The 15,877-nt window shown below is 60.6% G+C and carries 15 protein-coding genes; 11 read left to right on the forward strand and 4 right to left on the reverse strand.

Annotation, left to right across the window (positions count from 1 at the left end; translation table 11 throughout):
• Nucleotides 1-9: 9 nt before the first annotated feature.
• The 8 genes from K3754_RS07335 (at nucleotide 10) to glmM (ending at nucleotide 10,607) form a co-directional block, all read left to right on the forward strand.
• On the forward strand, nucleotides 10-534 hold the full coding sequence (locus tag K3754_RS07335; RefSeq protein WP_259942424.1) for a DUF6446 family protein: 525 nt from the start codon (nucleotides 10-12) through the stop codon (nucleotides 532-534).
• Between the two features lie 67 nt (nucleotides 535-601).
• Nucleotides 602-1,417 carry a DUF1206 domain-containing protein gene (locus tag K3754_RS07340; protein WP_259942427.1) on the forward strand — a complete coding sequence of 272 codons (816 nt, stop codon included), beginning with the start codon at nucleotides 602-604 and terminating at the stop codon, nucleotides 1,415-1,417.
• 114 nt (nucleotides 1,418-1,531) lie between these two features.
• Entirely contained in the window at nucleotides 1,532-3,760 is a 2,229-nt protein-coding gene (gene glyS / locus K3754_RS07345; protein WP_259942430.1) for a glycine--tRNA ligase subunit beta, read from the forward strand.
• 105 nt (nucleotides 3,761-3,865) lie between these two features.
• Nucleotides 3,866-6,433: a putative PEP-binding protein gene (locus K3754_RS07350; RefSeq protein ID WP_203211651.1), complete on the forward strand. Its 2,568-nt coding sequence runs from the start codon at nucleotides 3,866-3,868 to the stop codon at nucleotides 6,431-6,433.
• Between the two features lie 128 nt (nucleotides 6,434-6,561).
• Nucleotides 6,562-7,203 (forward strand): cell wall hydrolase, encoded by a 642-nt coding sequence (locus tag K3754_RS07355; RefSeq protein ID WP_259942433.1) that lies wholly within the window; start codon nucleotides 6,562-6,564, stop codon nucleotides 7,201-7,203.
• Nucleotides 7,204-7,312: 109 nt separating this feature from the next.
• Nucleotides 7,313-8,239, forward strand: coding sequence for a dihydroneopterin aldolase (locus K3754_RS07360; protein ID WP_259942435.1), 927 nt, complete (start codon nucleotides 7,313-7,315; stop codon nucleotides 8,237-8,239).
• Nucleotides 8,236-9,258: a dihydropteroate synthase gene (folP, locus tag K3754_RS07365; RefSeq protein ID WP_259942437.1), complete on the forward strand. Its 1,023-nt coding sequence runs from the start codon at nucleotides 8,236-8,238 to the stop codon at nucleotides 9,256-9,258. Before K3754_RS07360 ends, folP begins: the two co-directional genes overlap by 4 nt.
• Complete coding sequence (gene glmM, locus K3754_RS07370; protein ID WP_203211647.1) at nucleotides 9,255-10,607, forward strand: phosphoglucosamine mutase; 1,353 nt, start codon at nucleotides 9,255-9,257, stop codon at nucleotides 10,605-10,607. The genes folP and glmM overlap by 4 nt, the downstream gene beginning before the upstream one ends.
• On the opposite strand, the gene K3754_RS07375 is transcribed toward glmM, so the two are convergent.
• The 4 genes from K3754_RS07375 to ilvC form a co-directional block, all read right to left on the reverse strand.
• A complete protein-coding gene (locus K3754_RS07375) occupies nucleotides 10,604-11,485 on the reverse strand; it encodes a DMT family transporter (protein ID WP_259943276.1) in 882 nt (293 codons plus the stop codon). The genes glmM and K3754_RS07375 overlap by 4 nt on opposite strands.
• A 34-nt stretch (nucleotides 11,486-11,519) precedes the next feature.
• On the reverse strand, nucleotides 11,520-12,017 hold the full coding sequence (locus K3754_RS07380; RefSeq protein ID WP_259942441.1) for a cupin domain-containing protein: 498 nt from the start codon (nucleotides 12,015-12,017) through the stop codon (nucleotides 11,520-11,522).
• Between the two features lie 155 nt (nucleotides 12,018-12,172).
• Nucleotides 12,173-13,267, reverse strand: coding sequence for an alanine racemase (locus K3754_RS07385; RefSeq protein ID WP_259942443.1), 1,095 nt, complete (start codon nucleotides 13,265-13,267; stop codon nucleotides 12,173-12,175).
• A gap of 99 nt (nucleotides 13,268-13,366) precedes the next feature.
• Nucleotides 13,367-14,389, reverse strand: coding sequence for a ketol-acid reductoisomerase (gene ilvC, locus K3754_RS07390; protein ID WP_203211644.1), 1,023 nt, complete (start codon nucleotides 14,387-14,389; stop codon nucleotides 13,367-13,369).
• Between the two features lie 135 nt (nucleotides 14,390-14,524).
• On the opposite strand from ilvC, the gene K3754_RS07395 reads away from it, so the two are divergent.
• The 3 genes from K3754_RS07395 to K3754_RS07405 all read left to right on the forward strand — a co-directional run bounded on the left by K3754_RS07395 (nucleotide 14,525) and on the right by K3754_RS07405 (nucleotide 15,828).
• Nucleotides 14,525-14,980 carry an Lrp/AsnC family transcriptional regulator gene (locus K3754_RS07395; RefSeq protein WP_259942446.1) on the forward strand — a complete coding sequence of 152 codons (456 nt, stop codon included), beginning with the start codon at nucleotides 14,525-14,527 and terminating at the stop codon, nucleotides 14,978-14,980.
• On the forward strand, nucleotides 14,977-15,438 hold the full coding sequence (locus K3754_RS07400) for an Lrp/AsnC family transcriptional regulator (RefSeq protein ID WP_203211642.1): 462 nt from the start codon (nucleotides 14,977-14,979) through the stop codon (nucleotides 15,436-15,438). The genes K3754_RS07395 and K3754_RS07400 overlap by 4 nt, the downstream gene beginning before the upstream one ends.
• Before the next feature lie 66 nt (nucleotides 15,439-15,504).
• Complete coding sequence (locus tag K3754_RS07405; RefSeq protein ID WP_203211641.1) at nucleotides 15,505-15,828, forward strand: antibiotic biosynthesis monooxygenase; 324 nt, start codon at nucleotides 15,505-15,507, stop codon at nucleotides 15,826-15,828.
• Nucleotides 15,829-15,877: the final 49 nt, after the last annotated feature.

A 15,877-nucleotide genomic window follows, 5' to 3' on the forward strand; every position in this document is an offset into this window, starting at 1 on the left:
GGCAGGGATATGAACGGCAAGATCGTGGGAATCGTCATTATGGTGTCGGCGCTGATAGCGGGCCTTGGCCTGTACTACCTGCAAATCTACGGGTTTTACCGCGAGGTGCCTGCGGCTGACGTGACCTTGGTCTCTCTTACCACGCAAGAGCCGGAAACAATTGAGGCTGCCGGGATACAGGCGATTGATGCTGACAGCTCCCCCATTCGGTTCCGGGCCTGTTTTACCACGGATCTCAGCCTGCCTTTGCTGACCGAGACCTATGTACTGGTCGACAGCGCCACGCCGCGCAACGCGCCGGGGTGGTTTGACTGCTTTGACGCCGAGGCGCTGGGCAACGAGATCGAAACCGGCACCGCGTTGACCTTTCTGGGCCAAAAGAACATCGCTTATGGCGTTGACCGGATTGTCGCGATCACCGATGACGGGCGCGGCTATGTCTGGCACGAACTGAACGATTGCGGCGAAAAGGCCTATGACGGCACGGTTGTCGGCGAAGAATGTCCGCCGCTTCCGTCCAGCCTCTCGGACTAATCCCCGCTCAAGGCGGAACCAAACCGCCCCTTACCGGCTTGTTCTTTCATAGCGAAAGGATTTGCCCGTGTCTGACACCCCACATTCCACCCTCAAATGGGTCATGCGATGCGGCTATGCCGCCCGCGGGATCATCTATTTCCTGATCGGGGGGCTGGCGTTCTGGGCATCGTTCTCCTCCATGTCCAGCTCCGGCACCGAAGACACGCTGTCCGCCCTGCGCGCACAGCCCATGGGGGTTCCGGCGCTTTGGGCCATCGGGCTTGGTCTGATGGCCTATCTGGCGTGGCGTGTTACGGCGGGGATCGCGGATGTTGAGGACCATGGAACCGGTCCGAAGGGTTTGATTGCGCGTGGCGGTCAGATCGTGACGGGGCTCATCCACGGCGGGATCGGGCTGTCGGTGATTGGTCTGGCCTATGCCGGATCGGATCAGGGGGGCAGCGCGGCGCAAGACTGGACCGCGCGATTGATGGCGATGCCGGGCGGGCGTTATTTGGTGGCGCTGGCGGCGCTGATCCTTGTCGGGGCCGGGATCTACTACATGCAGAAGGGCTGGCGCGGCAGCTACAAGTCACATCTTGCCCGCTCACAATTCACGCAGAAGGTTGATCCTGTGCTGACCGCAGGTCTGATCATCTACGGGCTGATGCTGGCGCTGGTGGCCCTGTCGCTTGGCTTTGCCGCGCTGAATGCCGATCCGTCGCAGGCTGGCGGGCTGGGGCAGGCGCTGGACCAGCTGCGGAGCGCTTATCTGGGGCGGTTCCTGCTGGCGGGGGCGGGGCTGGGACTGGTGGCATTTGCCGTGTACAATATGGTTGAGGCGGGCTGGCGGGTCGTGCCGAAGCTGTCAGCGCCGGATATTCGCACATTGGCCAGCTAAAGACCGGGTTCTATAGCCATGGCGGAGGCGCTTCGGGGCTGGACCCACGCCGCCCCTGCGGTTATCCAAGCGCGAAAGACGCGCCGCATCGCGGCAAGACGAAGGACACCGCCCGTGCCAGACCTGCTGATTGAACTGTTTTCCGAAGAAATCCCCGCGCGGATGCAAACCCGCGCCGCCGAGGATTTGAAAAAGCTGGTGACCAATGGTCTGGTAGAGGCGGGTTTGACCTATGGTTCTGCTGCGGCCTTTTCCACACCGCGCCGGTTGACGCTGGCGCTTGGTGATATGCTGGCCGCCAGCCCGCGCACGGTGGAAGAGCGCAAAGGCCCAAAAGCTGACGCGCCCGAAAAAGCCATCGAAGGGTTTCTGCGCGGCGCGGGCCTGACCCGTGACCAGCTTGAGGAACGCGATACCCCCAAAGGCAAGATCCTCTTTGCCATGATCGAAAAGCCGGGCCGCCCGGCAGCCGAGATCGTGGCAGAGGTGCTTGAACAGACCATTCGCAACTTCCCATGGCCCAAATCCATGCGCTGGGGCAGTGGCAGCCTGAAATGGGTGCGCCCGCTGCATTCGATCCTGTGCATCATGTCGGCCGAAGACGGCGCCGAGGTTGTCGCGCTGGACGTGGACGGGATCACCTCCGGCGATGAGACTCGCGGCCACCGCTTCCTTGCGCCAGAGGCGATCAAGGTCAGCAGCTTTGAGGACTACGCGGCCAAGCTAAAGCGCGCCTTTGTGGTGCTTTCCGCCGAAGAGCGTGCTGAAACCATCTGGAATGACGCCACCAATATGGCCTTTGCCAATGGGCTGGAAGTGGTGGAGGACGCGGGTCTTTTGGCCGAGGTCGCAGGTCTGGTCGAATATCCGGTGGTTCTGATGGGTCAGATTGCCGATGATTTTCTGGGCCTGCCGCCAGAGGTGCTTCAGACCTCTATGCGCGAACATCAGAAGTTCTTTTCCGTGCGCAATCCCAAGACCGGACAGATCGAACGGTTTATCACCGTGGCCAACCGCACCACGGCGGACAATGGCGCGACCATTCTGGCGGGCAATGAAAAGGTGCTGTCGGCGCGTCTGGCAGATGCAAAGTTCTTCTGGGAAAACGACCTGCGCACCGCGACCTCGAATGAGGGCATGAGCGCATGGGTCAAATCGCTTGAGAATGTGACTTTCCACAACAAACTGGGAACGCAGGCCGAATTGATCGAACGCATGGCCGTGCTGGCCCGCGAGCTGGCCCCGATGGTCGGCGCGGATGCTGATGAGGCAGAGCAGGCGGCGCGGCTGGCCAAGGCGGATCTGTCGTCGGAGATGGTTTACGAGTTCCCCGAACTTCAAGGGCTTATGGGCAGTTATTACGCTAAAGCGGCGGGCAAAAGCGATGCGGTTGCGGCGGCAGCCAAGGAACATTACGCGCCACTTGGGCCATCCGATGACGTGCCCACCGCGCCTGTGTCGGTTGCCGTGTCGCTGGCCGAAAAGATCGACAAGCTGACCGGGTTTTGGGCGATTGATGAAAAGCCGACGGGTTCTAAGGATCCGTTTGCCCTGCGCCGTGCGGCGCTGGGGGTAATTCGGATATTGGTTGAGAACGACATCTCATTGCACATGGACCGTTTTATCGACGCGCAACTGGTGCGCAACAAGGGGCAGTCAAATGGCGACCTCAAGGCAAACCTGATCCACGATCTGGTCGAAGAAATTGCCGAACACGGCGTGTTCGGGGCGGCATTCAAAACCGTGAAGGCGCGCCTTGCCGAAGGGGAAGGCAACGCTGCCTTTGAAGCTTTGGGTGAACAGGTGCCGGACAAATCGGTGGATCTACTGGGTTTCTTGCACGACCGCCTCAAGGTCTACCTCAAGGACCAAGGCATCCGCCACGACATCATCGACGCTTGCATTGCGATGGAAGGCAACGACGATCTGACGCTCTTGGTCAAACGCGCCCGTGCCTTGTCCGAGACCCTGTCAACCGATGATGGCGAAAACCTGATCCAGGGTTTCAAGCGCGCCAACAACATCCTGACGCAGGCCGAAGCGGCGGATGGCGTGGAATACTCTTACGGTGCAGACATCAAATTTGCCGAAACCGATGAGGAAAAGGCGCTTTTCGCCGCGCTGGACAAGGCCGAAGCCGCGATTGCCCCGGCAATGGCCGCGCAGGATTTCACCACAGCGATGTCCGCCATGGCCGCGCTGCGCGGTCCGATTGATGCGTTCTTTGATGCGGTTCAGGTCAACAGCGACAATGGCACCGTGCGCCGCAACCGTTTGAACCTGCTCAGCCGCATCCGCACCACCTGTTCTTCGGTCGCGGATCTGACGCGGATTGATGGGTAAACGCCTGCCCCTCCGGCGGGGCTGATACGGCAAGTTTGACGAAGGCAAAGGCGTGATGCAGTCAGCTGCTCACGCCTTTCTCTTGCCTGTTGGCGTCAACTGCCTATGCTGCACCTGAACACGAAAGGTGCTGCGGTGCAGAATAATCCACATACAACGCTTGTGACGGCCGACGGGCCGATTGCGAATGACACCCACGGGGGGCGGGCGAAATGCCTGCAACGGCTGGTGCGGCTTGACCTGCCTGTGCCGCGTACGGTGGCGTTGTCCTTTGATGCGGTGCAAAAGATCGCTGAAGGGCATTTGCCCGATGTGGATGCCGTGGTGGCGCAGTTTCCCAAAGAGGCGTTGCTTTGTGTGCGCCCCTCCAGCCAGGATCCGGATTGGGGCGGACCGGGGGCCGTGTTGAACATTGGCATCAACGGCGCGCGGTTCGATGAATTCTGCGAAACCATGGGCGAGGAGCCGGCAGCGGCGCTATATACCCGGTTTGTCCAGACCTATGCGATCAACGTGGCGCGGCTTGACCCGGATATGTTCGACGATGTGACCGGCGATGGCCGCGCCGCGTTGGAGCAATCGCTCTGGGCCTATGAACAAGAGACCGAGGAAAGCTTCCCCCAGGATCCGGCCAAACAGTTGGCCGGCGTGTTGCGGTCGATGGCGCGGGCCTGGGGTGGCACCTCGGCGCGGCTGTTGCGGCAGGCCAAGGGGGCGCCAGCGGATGCGGGGCTTGGTCTTGTGGTGCAAGAGATGGCCTTTGGCGTCGGAACCGGCCAATGCGGGTCGGGCGTTTTGCAACTGGTGGACAGTGATACAGGGCTGCCGCAGATCAAGGGCCGCTACCTTAGCCAATCGCAGGGGCGCGATGCGTTGCAGGGCGATTCAGAGGCACTGTACCTGACCAAAGATCCGCGCGGCCTGTCGCTTGAGGAACTGGTGCCGGACGCCTTCGCCGAATTGACCCAACATGCCGCTTTGATGCGGGCCAAACTGCGCGAGGAAATGCAGGTCGAATTTGTCATTCAGGATGGTGCTTTGCACATATTGGACGGCGTGCGCGTGGTGCGGTCGTCACGGGCGGCGGTGCGCATTGCCGTGCGGCTGGCGGATGACAAGATTATCCCCCGCGAAGAGGCATTGATGCGGGTGGAACCGCGCACATTGACCGAATTGTTGCACCGGCAGGTTGACCCCAAGACCAAGCGAGACGTGATCGGGCGCGGCATTGCCGCCAGTCCCGGTGCGGCCACGGGCCGGATCGTGTTTTCCGCGACCGAGGCGCAGGCCAGCGCCTCACGCGGCGAACCTTGCATTCTGATCCGCCGCGAAACCAGCCCTGAGGACATTCGCGGCATGCATGCCGCCAGCGCGGTTTTGACGGAACGGGGCGGGATCACCAGCCATGCTGCGGTGATCGGGCGCGGGCTTGGCCTGCCCTGTGTCGTTGGCGCCTCTTCGATGAAACTGAACCTGAAGAAAAAGCAGATCACCGCGCCGGATGGCCGGGTGTTCAACGCAGGGGACGAGATCACGCTGGATGGATCAAATGGTCAGGTTCTGGCGGGCGCGGTCAAGATGCAAGAGGCCGCGCTGGACGAGACATTCAACAAATTGCTCGACTGGGCAGAGCAGGTCGCCGACATTGGCATCCGCGCCAATGCGGACACGCCAGCAGACGCGCAGACCGCCCGCAACTTTAACGCCCATGGCATCGGGCTGTGCCGCACGGAACACATGTTCTTTGATCCCGGCCGCCTGACCGTGATGCGTGAAATGATCTTTGCCGAAACCGGCGAGGATCGCCGCGCCGTGCTGGAACGGCTGTTGCCGATGCAACGCGATGACTTCACCCAGTTGTTCCGCATCATGCAGGGGCAGCCGGTGTGCATCCGTCTGTTCGATCCGCCCTTGCACGAATTCCTGCCCGCGGACCGGATTGGCCAGCGCGAGTTGGCCGAGGCATTGAGCCTGCCCTTGTCGGATGTGACCCGCCGGATCGAGGCGATGAGCGAATACAACCCGATGCTGGGGCTGCGCGGGGTTCGGTTGGGCGTGACGGTGCCGGAGATTTACGAGATGCAGGCGCGGGCGATCTTTGAGGCGACCATTGCCGCCAGCAAAGATGGCGAACCGGTCGTGCCTGAGATCATGATTCCGCTGGTCAGCGCCAAACGCGAGGTCGAGCTGATCAAGACCTCCGTGGATGCGGTGGCGGCGGCGGTGCGCACTGAAAGCGATGCCAGCTTTACTTACCGGTTGGGTGTGATGGTGGAAACGCCGCGTGCAGCCTTGCGGGCGGCCGAGATTGCGCCGCATTGCGCGTTCCTCAGCTTTGGCACCAACGATTTGACCCAGATGACCTATGGTCTGTCCCGCGATGACGCGGGGCGTTTCATGTCTGATTACGTGCAGCAGGGGGTCTTTCCAGAAGATCCGTTTCACGTTCTCGATGTTGAGGGCGTGGGCGAGCTTTTGCAGCTTGGGGCAGAGCGGGGCCGCAAGGCGCAGCCGGGATTGACCCTGTCGATCTGCGGGGAGCACGGCGGCAACCCCGAATCGATTGCATTTTGCCGGGAATCGGGGTTCGACTACGTTTCTTGCTCACCGTTTCGCGTTCCGGTAGCAAGACTTGCCGCAGCACAACTCGCAATTCAACACAAGATCGGGTAGAAATCCCCTGCGGATCAACAATACCGGCCAATTTTTTCCACAATTGACGCACCCGCAAACGGGTGGGTTTACCAGAACGCGGATTCTGGGTAGGCGCTCAGCTGAGTTAACAGCACACGAGGCGCAGCATGCGTTGGTTTCAGACTTCGATTTTCGCGGCACTTTTGTCGGCCATCGTGATCACCCCCGTGGTCGCAACAGCCAATGCAGACAAGGCCGAAGAACTGGCTAAGGTCGAGGCAAAGGGCCTCAAATCTGCCGGGGACAAACGATTGAAGTCGTTGGTCACAGAGCCAAAAGCAGCCCAATCCGATGTTGAGTTCTCACGCAAGTGGCTCGACGCGCAGCCCAAAGCCTCAGGGTCTGCCCAATGGCGCTGTCTGGCCGAGGCGCTTTATTTCGAGGCGCGCGGCGAGACCGTGAAGGGCCAGTTTGCCGTGGCCGAGGTGATCCTGAACCGGGTGGAAAGCAAACGCTTTCCCAGCACTCCTTGCGGTGTGATCAATCAGGGGACCGGCAAGAAATATCAGTGCCAGTTCACCTATACCTGTGATGGCCATAAAGAAGTGATCGCTGAGCCGCGTGCCTTTGCCCGGGTGTCGAAAGTGGCCCGCGCAAGCCTTGACGGCAAGGCGCCTGAGCTGACGGATGGCGCCACGCATTACCACACAACGGCGGTCAAACCGCGTTGGTCGCGCGTCTACACCCGCACGGCCCGGATCGGTGTTCATCTGTTCTACCGTCACACCTGGCGCACGGCCTCCAACTGATTTCGCCCAAAAGGGCGTGTTCCGGTGCTGGTCTGCCGGAAAAATGGCTGCTAATGCGGGCCGGATCGGCTATGCCCGCATCTGAAAACACCCATTGAAGGCCAGAACCATGTCGAACGAAGTCCGCCTTGCCTTTGCGCATCCCTCAGAGCGTGCGGAGGCCATGGCCGGTGACGCCCCGCTGGACCGCATTTCCCTGCGCGATCACATCGTAGAGGTCGAGATCGGCGCGTTTCAGGCTGAACGCGGGGTGACACAGCGCATCTGCTTTAATGTCGTGGTTGAGGTGCAGCCGCTGACCGGGCCTATTGAAGACGATGTGGACCGTATCCTGAGCTATGATCGAGTGACCGAAGCGATTGCCGCAGAACTGGCGGTGGAGCGTTTGGCGTTGCTTGAAACACTGGCAGAGCGCGTTGCAGATCGAATATTGCTGGAACCGCAGGCCATGCGGGCCTTTGTGCGTATCGAAAAGCTGGATCGTGGCCCCGGTGCATTGGGCGTCGAGATTGTGCGGGCCCGCGTGGCCGCTGCCCCCGCGCCCGAGGTGGTGCAAGAGGCCGCACCGCAGCCGCAGTTTCTGTTTCTGGGCAATGCCGCAATTGCCTCTCCGCATCTGGCGGGATGGCTGGATCAATTGACCGGGCAGGGCAAGCCGGTGATTATTTGTGTGGGCGCACCGGATGCCGCCGCGCCGCAGTTGTCGCACAAGATGGCACAGCGCCGGATTGATCTGTTGGCGATTGAACAGAATGCATGGGTTCTGGCCTCCAGGGATGACCGCTGCGTGGTGGTGGACACCCGCACTGAACTCGACTGGGCAATGAAGAACGGCCAAACTTGCGTCTGGGCACCGTCCAAGATTGTGCTGGATTCTGTGGATACCCCGTCTGCCCAGCCGCGTGATGCGGTGGCGTTGGCCGCATGGTTTGCCGCCTCGATGGAGGCCGAGGATATGCTGGTGATAGGGGCGGCGCTGCCGCAAGAGGCATCCGTGCCGCTCAAACCCATCTCGGCGGAGCAGGACAGGTTGTGACTGGGCGCGACTATTTTCGCCCGCTTGTGCAATGCGGGCCAGCGCGGCCTGATGAGGCGCTTTCCCTTGCGGGGGGATGGGGCTGGTTCTCGCAAGTTGAGGTGTTGCGCCGTGGCGCGTCGGGGCAGATCATCGCGGCGGAAGACCTGCCGGCCGATGCGGCCGCCCGTTTGAGTGCACCCCGCCCCCAAGTGGCCATGCTGACCATGGATCGTCCGCGGGTGATGGGCATTCTGAACACCACACCGGACAGTTTTTCAGATGGCGGTGTTCACGCGGCGGAACAGGACGCGGTTCGCGCCGGATTGCAAATGCAGGCTGCGGGCGTGGATATTCTGGACATCGGCGGCGAATCCACCCGCCCCGGCGCGGAAACCGTCGCCGTGGACGAAGAGATCCGCCGTACGTCTCCTGTCATCGAAGGGTTGCGGGCCTCCGGTGTGGATTGTGCGATCTCCATCGACACCCGCAAAGCGGCGGTGGCTGAAAACGCAATCCGGGCGGGTGCGGATCTGGTCAATGACGTTTCCGGGCTGACCTATGATGATGCGCTGGCGCCTTTCTGCGCGGCACGGTCCTTGCCGGTTTGTGTGATGCATGCGCAGGGCGATCCCGAAACCATGCAGAAAGACCCGCGCTATGATGATGTGCTGCTGGATGTCTTCGACTATCTGGCGGGCCGCATTGAAACGCTTGCAGCCCAGGGCATTCCGCACAGCCGGATCATCGCCGATCCGGGCATCGGTTTTGGCAAGACGCTGGATCACAACCTGACCCTCTTGGCGCGGCTCAGCCTGTTTCATGATCTGGGGGTGCCGATCCTACTGGGTGCATCGCGTAAGCGGTTTATCGGCACCATCGGCAATGCCCCGCAGGCAGATCACCGCGCACCGGGGTCGATTGCGGTTGCGCTTGCAGGCCTTGCCCATGGTATTCAGATCCTGCGTGTGCATGATGTGCCGCAAACAACTCAGGCAATAGCGCTGTGGCGGGCTGCCATGGCAGGAAGACAGGCATGACAAAGCTTTTTGGCACTGACGGCGTGCGCGGCACGGCCAACATCTATCCCATGACCGCCGAGATGGCCCTGCGCATCGGCGCGGCTGTGGGGCGTTATTTCCGGCGTGACAACAAGGGTGTGCACCGGGTGGTGATTGGCAAGGACACGCGGTTGTCTGGCTATATGTTTGAAAACGCGCTGACGGCGGGCCTGACCAGCACGGGCATGAATGTGCTGCTTTTGGGGCCGGTGCCGACCCCGGCGGTTGGGCTGCTGACCCGGTCGATGCGCGCCGATCTGGGGGTGATGATTTCCGCCAGCCACAACCCGGCCCATGACAATGGCATCAAATTCTTTGGCCCTGACGGGTTCAAACTGTCCGATCAGGCTGAGGCCGAGATTGAGGCGCTGGTCGCCGAAGGGGTTGAACCGACTGCGGCGGCCGAGATTGGCCGCGCCAAACGTATCGACGACAGCCGCTTTCGTTACATCGAAAGGGTGAAATCCTCCTTTCCGCGCCAGATGCGTCTGGACGGGTTGAAGGTGGTGATAGATTGCGCCAACGGTGCGGCGCATCACGTCGCGCCGATGACCCTGTGGGAGCTGGGCGCGACCGTGATTCCCGTGGGCGTGGCCCCCAATGGCCACAACATCAACGAGGGCTGTGGATCGACCCATCCGCAATCCGCGGCAGAAACGGTCGTGGCCCATGGGGCAGATGTGGGCATTTGTCTGGATGGTGATGCCGACCGGGTGATTCTGATCGACGAGAAGGGCAATGTTGGCGACGGCGATCAGTTCATGGCGCTGATGGCGGCCCGCTGGGCCGAAGAAGATCGGCTGAAGGGCAACGCCCTTGTGGCCACTGTGATGAGCAATCTGGGGCTGGAGCGTTTCCTGGACGCGCGGGGTTTGCGGCTGGAACGCACCAGCGTTGGCGATCGCTATGTGGTGGAACGTATGCGGCAGGGCGGTTTTAACCTTGGCGGCGAACAATCGGGGCACATCGTGATGACCGATTATGCCACCACGGGCGACGGGCTGATGGCGGGCATGCAGTTTCTGGCGGAACTGGTGCGGGGCGGGCGCAAAGCGTCAGAGTTGTTGCATCAATTTGATGCGGTGCCGCAATTGCTTAAGAACGTACGTTTTGCGGCGGGCCAGGCGCCGCTGGAAATGGCCCCGGTCAAGGCAGCGATCGCGCAGGCAGAGGCGGATTTGTCTGGGGGTGGGCGTCTGCTCATCCGCAAGTCCGGCACTGAACCTTTGGTCCGGGTGATGGCCGAACACGAAGACGCAGCGCTGATGGAGCGCTGTGTGGATGGTGTTGTGGCGGCTGTGACAGAGGCCGTTGGCGGTTCGAGTTAGGCGCGGCCAAACAACCGGCGCAATGCTCCATATTGGCTGATCCCGACCCCGACCAAGATCAAGACCATCGCATAAAGCAGCGATGGCGGCATCGGTTCGGCCAGGATCCATGCGCCCAGCACCACAGACCAGACCGGCACCTGGTAATTGACCAGTGACATGAAGACCGGCCCGGCGCTGCGCACCACCAGCACCCGCAGGATATTGGCGGCAGCAGTGGGGATCAGTCCCAGAAAGGCAAGCACAACAAGGGTTTGCTTGTCTGGCAGCGGCGGCAGCCCTTCGGTGATGAGGGCCAGCGGCACGGTGATCGCAGAGGCGATCAACAGCAATACGGTCGCCAGACCAATGGGATCGACCGCAGGCAACCGGCGCATCAGGATCGAGCTGACCGAATAACAGAACGCGGCGCCGATGCAGGCCGCACGTCCAATGGGTTCCAGCAGGCCGCCCGAGGTCTCGAAGGCTTGACCACCGATCAGCACCACAACCCCGCAAAATCCGATGGCAAACCCGATAGACCGGCGCAGGGTCAACCGTTCACCCGGCACAAAGAAATGCGCCAGCACCAGCATGATCAGCGCGGTTGAGGCCATGGACACGCCGGCAAAGCCAGAGGTCACATGCTGCTGGCCCCAAGCGAGCAGGGAAAAAGGCACCGCCGAACTGGCCGCGCCGATGGTGAACAGGGCCGCACGTTGAGCCCCGCTGAGTGGAGCCTGGAACAGGACAAAGCCGCGCAATCCCCAAACCGCGATCATGATCATGGCAGCGAATACAATGCGCGAGGCCGCCAGCCAGAACGGGGTGATGCCACGCAGCGCCACTTCGGTGACCATAAACGTGCCGCCCCAGACAAAGGCAAGGATGGCCACCATCAGCCAGCTGTAGAGGGTGATGCGTGGGGTGGTGTCAGGTGGCACTGGCGTCGATCACATAGGGGCTGGTTGCAGGCGCGCCTTGTAAGGTTTCAAAATGTCTTTCGGCAGTCTCTCCTGCGTCATCTCTGGTGAAATGCAGAACGCGGTCGTGGTCCGGAAAGGTCACGGTGTCGGCTTCCTTGCGAGTGCCGATGACGAGATATGTAATCGGTCGGTCTGACTTGTTCTGCACGCAATGTCCCAAGGGATCGCCGGCCTTGAAAGTTGCAGCATCTCCGGGGGTGAGCTGGTGTTCCTCATCTCCTTCGAGGACAGTTGCAACGCCGTCCAGAACATAGATCATTTCGTCTTCCTTGGCATGCCAGTGCTTGATGGAGGACGCCGAGCCCGGAGGCAGGGTCTCAACAAAAGCGCCAAACTGGGTCAAGCCACCGCTGTCAGAATAAAGCAGGGCGTCATAAGACCCACAGGGGCTGTTCTTGCCGTCACAGCTATCGCGTTTTGCGGCGGCTTTGGTGATGATGGGCATTTCGGCTTTCCTAGACCTTGGGGGTGATGCGTTCACGCAAAAGACCCCGACAGGGGACCGGGGTCAATCAGATTTACTTCGCCATGGGCCGAAGGATGGCAAGGCCGCCTTTGGCGGCGACCCAATAGGACGCCAAGAGATTTGAAAAGCTGCGCTCACCAGCCGTTGAACCTTGGCCAGAACCCACCCTGCCGCAGATGATAGCCTTCATAGCCGCCCGCCGCCGTGAGGCAGGCATGACCGGGCAGAATGCGCACCTGTGTTCCGATGGGCAAACGGTCAAATGCGGACGGGTCTTTGACCACCACCGTGCCGTGTTCCTGATGCACTGTGTCGATGCTCAGACCCAACGGGGTCAGGTCATTTGCATCGCAAAGCCAGCCAAAACGCGCATCAGGCAGATAGGTGTTGGCGCCTATGTCCTTGGACATGGCCAGAGCGCCCGCATCGACGGTCAGAACGCCCGCGCTTCGGTTGTGCCCGATCACCGTGGCCAGCACCGTCAAGGCGAGATCGTCTAGGGCGCAGATGCCCCGCCCGAATTGGCTCAGATCCCAGACCATGTAGATCCCGCAGCGCACCTCATCGACCCCGTCTAGAGAGTCCGCATGCAGCACCGTGGGCGTTGATCCGACAGAGACACTCGGCACCTCTATCCCGGCAGCCCGGAGCCGCGTTGCCGCTGTGGTGGCTGCATTGACCTCATCATCGGCGATCTCTTTGATCCGTCCGATCTGGTCAGAGCTATAAGAATGACCTGCGTGGGTCATAATGCCCGTAAATTGACGTCCAAGCATCCGGGCGATGTCTTCCAAGCCTTTGTTATCGCTTCCGATCCCGCCTCGATGTTCGCCGCAGTCAATCTCGATCATGGCACTATTGGGCAGGTCGTTTTGCACCAAAGCCTGCGCCATTTCGATAGAATCAAGGGTCAGGATCAGCCTCTTGCCGGTCTCTGCGTTGATCTTGCGCACGTGATCAAACTTGTTCGGCGTAATCCCCGCCGCATGCAGGATGTCGTCAAAACCGGCGCGGGCGAAAACCTCCGCCTCGCGGAGCGTAGAAACCGTGATCCTTTGCAGCATTCCACCCGTCGCAACCTTGGCCGCGTCAACCGATTTGAGCGTCTTGAGATGCGGCCGGAGGGCGACACCGCGTGCATCACAATGGGCACGCATCTTGGCTGCATTGGCCTCAAATCGCTCTTGGTCGAGGATAAGGCAGGGTGTTTCCATGTCCGCATAATTCATCGGGCTTCTCCTGTGTGCCGGCCAGCTGAAAAGGCCCGCACAATAAAAAGCGCCCAGCAGAACAGGCTGCCGGGCGCTGAATTGTCGAGATCGTAAGCCTTAGTTCTTGGCTTTGTCGACCATCTTGCCCGCAGAGATCCAGGGCATCATGTCGCGCAGCTTGCCACCGACAACTTCGATCTGGTGCTCGTCGTTTGCACGGCGCGAGGATTTGATCGTTGGCTGGCCAACTGCATTTTCCAGCATGAAGTCACGCACGAACTTGCCGGACTGGATGTCGCTCAGAACCGCTTTCATACGGGCCTTGGTTTCGTCGTAAGGCAGGATGCGCGGGCCGGAAACATACTGGCCATACTCGGCTGTATTGGAGATCGAGTAATCCATGTTTGCGATGCCGCCTTCATAGATCAGGTCCACGATCAGCTTGGTTTCGTGCAGGCACTCGAAATAGGCCATCTCAGGCTCGTAACCGGCTTCAACCAGTGTTTCGAAACCCATACGGATCAATTCAACGATACCGCCACAGAGAACGGCCTGTTCGCCAAAGAGGTCGGTTTCGCATTCTTCGCGGAAATCTGTTTCGATGATGCCAGAACGGCCGCCACCGATGGCGGAGCAGTAAGACAGCCCGATTTCCAGCGCTTTGCCGGAGGCGTCTTGGTTTACCGCAACGAGGCAAGGCACGCCGCCGCCTTTGGTGTATTCGCCGCGCACCGTGTGGCCTGGGCCTTTTGGCGCCATCATGATCACGTCAACGCCTGCCTTTGGCTCAATGAGGCCAAAGTGTACGTTCAGACCGTGGGCAAATGCGATCGCTGCGCCTTCACGGATGTTGTCATGCACGTATTTTTTATAGGTATCGGCCTGCAGTTCATCGGGCATGGTGAACATAATCACATCGGCCCATGCTGCGGCTTCGGAGATTTCCATAACCTTGAGACCTTCGCCTTCGGCTTTGGCCTTGGAGGCAGAGCCGTCGCGCAGGGCTACTACAAGGTTTTTCGCGCCGCTGTCGCGCAGGTTCAGTGCGTGGGCGTGGCCCTGTGAGCCATAGCCGAGGATGGCGACTTTTTTGTCTTTGATGAGGTTAACGTCACAGTCACGGTCGTAATAAACGCGCATTTTGGCGGTCCTTTCGAGGTCATAAATCTGAGGTTCAACATACGCATTGTGCCGTGAGGGGCTATTGCTGATTTATGAGTTTATTCGATCAGATGAAGATGGTAATGCGTGATTTGGTCAAATAATGGAAAAATCATGCTTGATGACGTGGATCGGCGTTTGTTGCGCTATTGGCAGGCGGAGCCAAGCCTGAGCCCCGGTGAATTGGCCGAACGCTGCGGCATGACACCGGGCAAGGCGGCGCGGCGGATTGCCAAGATGGAAGATGACGGCATCGTGCAGGGCGTGAGCGCGGTGGTGAACTGGGCCGCGCTTGGCTATGCGGTGGAGGTGTCCTTGCGGGTGACGCTGGACAAAACCCAAAGCAATGCGTTTGACGCCTTTCTCGCCGAGGCACGGAAAGTGCCCGAGGTGATCGAGGTCCAGACCTTTTTGGGCCGCGTCGATGTGCGCCTCTCGATCATCGCCCGTGACATGGGCCATTATCAACAGATTTACCGCAGCCGTATCCTTCCCCTGCCGCATATTGCGGACATTGAGGCCTTGATGCAGGTGGCGCGGATCAAATCAGAACAGACTTTGCCGATATGATTGATCTTGATGAAATCGACCATCAATTGATCCGGTCACTGGCGCGCGACGCCACACAAAGTGCTTCTGCCTTGGGGCGGCGCTATGGGCTGAGCCAGCCGGCCACGTGGCGGCGCATCCGGCGGCTTGAGGAGGCCGGGATCTTGCGCGGGCGCAGATTGCGGCTCAATGCCGAAAGCCTTGGCTTTGGGGTGACGGTGTTTTTGGGCATCAAGCTGGCCACCAAGGGGCGCGTCAGCCTCGAGGATTTTGAGCGCGCAGTGGCGGCGATCCCCGAAGTGCAGACGGTGGAGCATGTTCTGGGCCTTTATGACTACCGTTTGCGGGTCGTGGCGCGGGATTTGCCGGATTTTGAACGGGTGCTGCGGCGGCGGATCATGACCTTGCCCGGCGCGGGCGAGGTGGAGGCGAATGTGCTGCTCAGCGAGGAACGTCTGCCGGGGCCACTTGGCGTTTGAACGGGGTGCATAAGAGGCCAGACATCCGGGATTTTCGTGTTAGCATGACCCCAAGGAGGAGCCACAATGCCCCAGATCAAAGCCAATGCTGCCCTGCAGACCGTCATCACCACCTTTGAATGTTCGCCCGGAACCTGTCAGGATTTGCTGGACCTGCTGACCCAGGCCTATGCTGAATTTATCTCGAAACAACCGGGATTTACGGGGGCCGGACTGCATGTGAACGACGCGGAAACGCGGATCGCGAATTACTCCCAATGGGCCACCCGTGATGATTTCAAGGCGATGCTGCGCACAGATGAGATGCGCCGCCGCAACCGCGAGATTGCCAAGCTTTGTACCCGGTTCGAGCCGGTGATGTATGAGGTCGCTGCCACCTTTCCTCAATAGGGGTGCAGGGCGGGCACGCTTGCGCTATGCCTTGGGCGTGAATTCAGCG

Source organism: Sulfitobacter sp. M368 (assembly GCF_025141875.1).
GTDB classification, from domain to species: Bacteria; Pseudomonadota; Alphaproteobacteria; order Rhodobacterales; family Rhodobacteraceae; genus Sulfitobacter; species Sulfitobacter mediterraneus_A.

What these genes read in the sequence shown, in the direction of transcription:
- K3754_RS07350 (WP_203211651.1), top strand. Translation starts at nt 3,866, where the DNA reads ATGCTGCACCTGAACACGAAAGGTGCTGCGGTGCAGAATAATCCACAT.
- ilvC (WP_203211644.1), bottom strand. Translation starts at nt 14,389, where the DNA reads ATGCGCGTTTATTACGACCGTGACTGTGACGTTAACCTCATCAAAGAC.
- K3754_RS07385 (WP_259942443.1), bottom strand. Translation starts at nt 13,267, where the DNA reads ATGAATTATGCGGACATGGAAACACCCTGCCTTATCCTCGACCAAGAG.
- K3754_RS07395 (WP_259942446.1), top strand. Translation starts at nt 14,525, where the DNA reads ATGCTTGATGACGTGGATCGGCGTTTGTTGCGCTATTGGCAGGCGGAG.
- K3754_RS07335 (WP_259942424.1), top strand. Translation starts at nt 10, where the DNA reads ATGAACGGCAAGATCGTGGGAATCGTCATTATGGTGTCGGCGCTGATA.
- K3754_RS07380 (WP_259942441.1), bottom strand. Translation starts at nt 12,017, where the DNA reads ATGCCCATCATCACCAAAGCCGCCGCAAAACGCGATAGCTGTGACGGC.
- K3754_RS07405 (WP_203211641.1), top strand. Translation starts at nt 15,505, where the DNA reads ATGCCCCAGATCAAAGCCAATGCTGCCCTGCAGACCGTCATCACCACC.
- K3754_RS07400 (WP_203211642.1), top strand. Translation starts at nt 14,977, where the DNA reads ATGATTGATCTTGATGAAATCGACCATCAATTGATCCGGTCACTGGCG.
- K3754_RS07360 (WP_259942435.1), top strand. Translation starts at nt 7,313, where the DNA reads ATGTCGAACGAAGTCCGCCTTGCCTTTGCGCATCCCTCAGAGCGTGCG.
- glmM (WP_203211647.1), top strand. Translation starts at nt 9,255, where the DNA reads ATGACAAAGCTTTTTGGCACTGACGGCGTGCGCGGCACGGCCAACATC.
- K3754_RS07355 (WP_259942433.1), top strand. Translation starts at nt 6,562, where the DNA reads ATGCGTTGGTTTCAGACTTCGATTTTCGCGGCACTTTTGTCGGCCATC.
- K3754_RS07375 (WP_259943276.1), bottom strand. Translation starts at nt 11,485, where the DNA reads ATGGTGGCCATCCTTGCCTTTGTCTGGGGCGGCACGTTTATGGTCACC.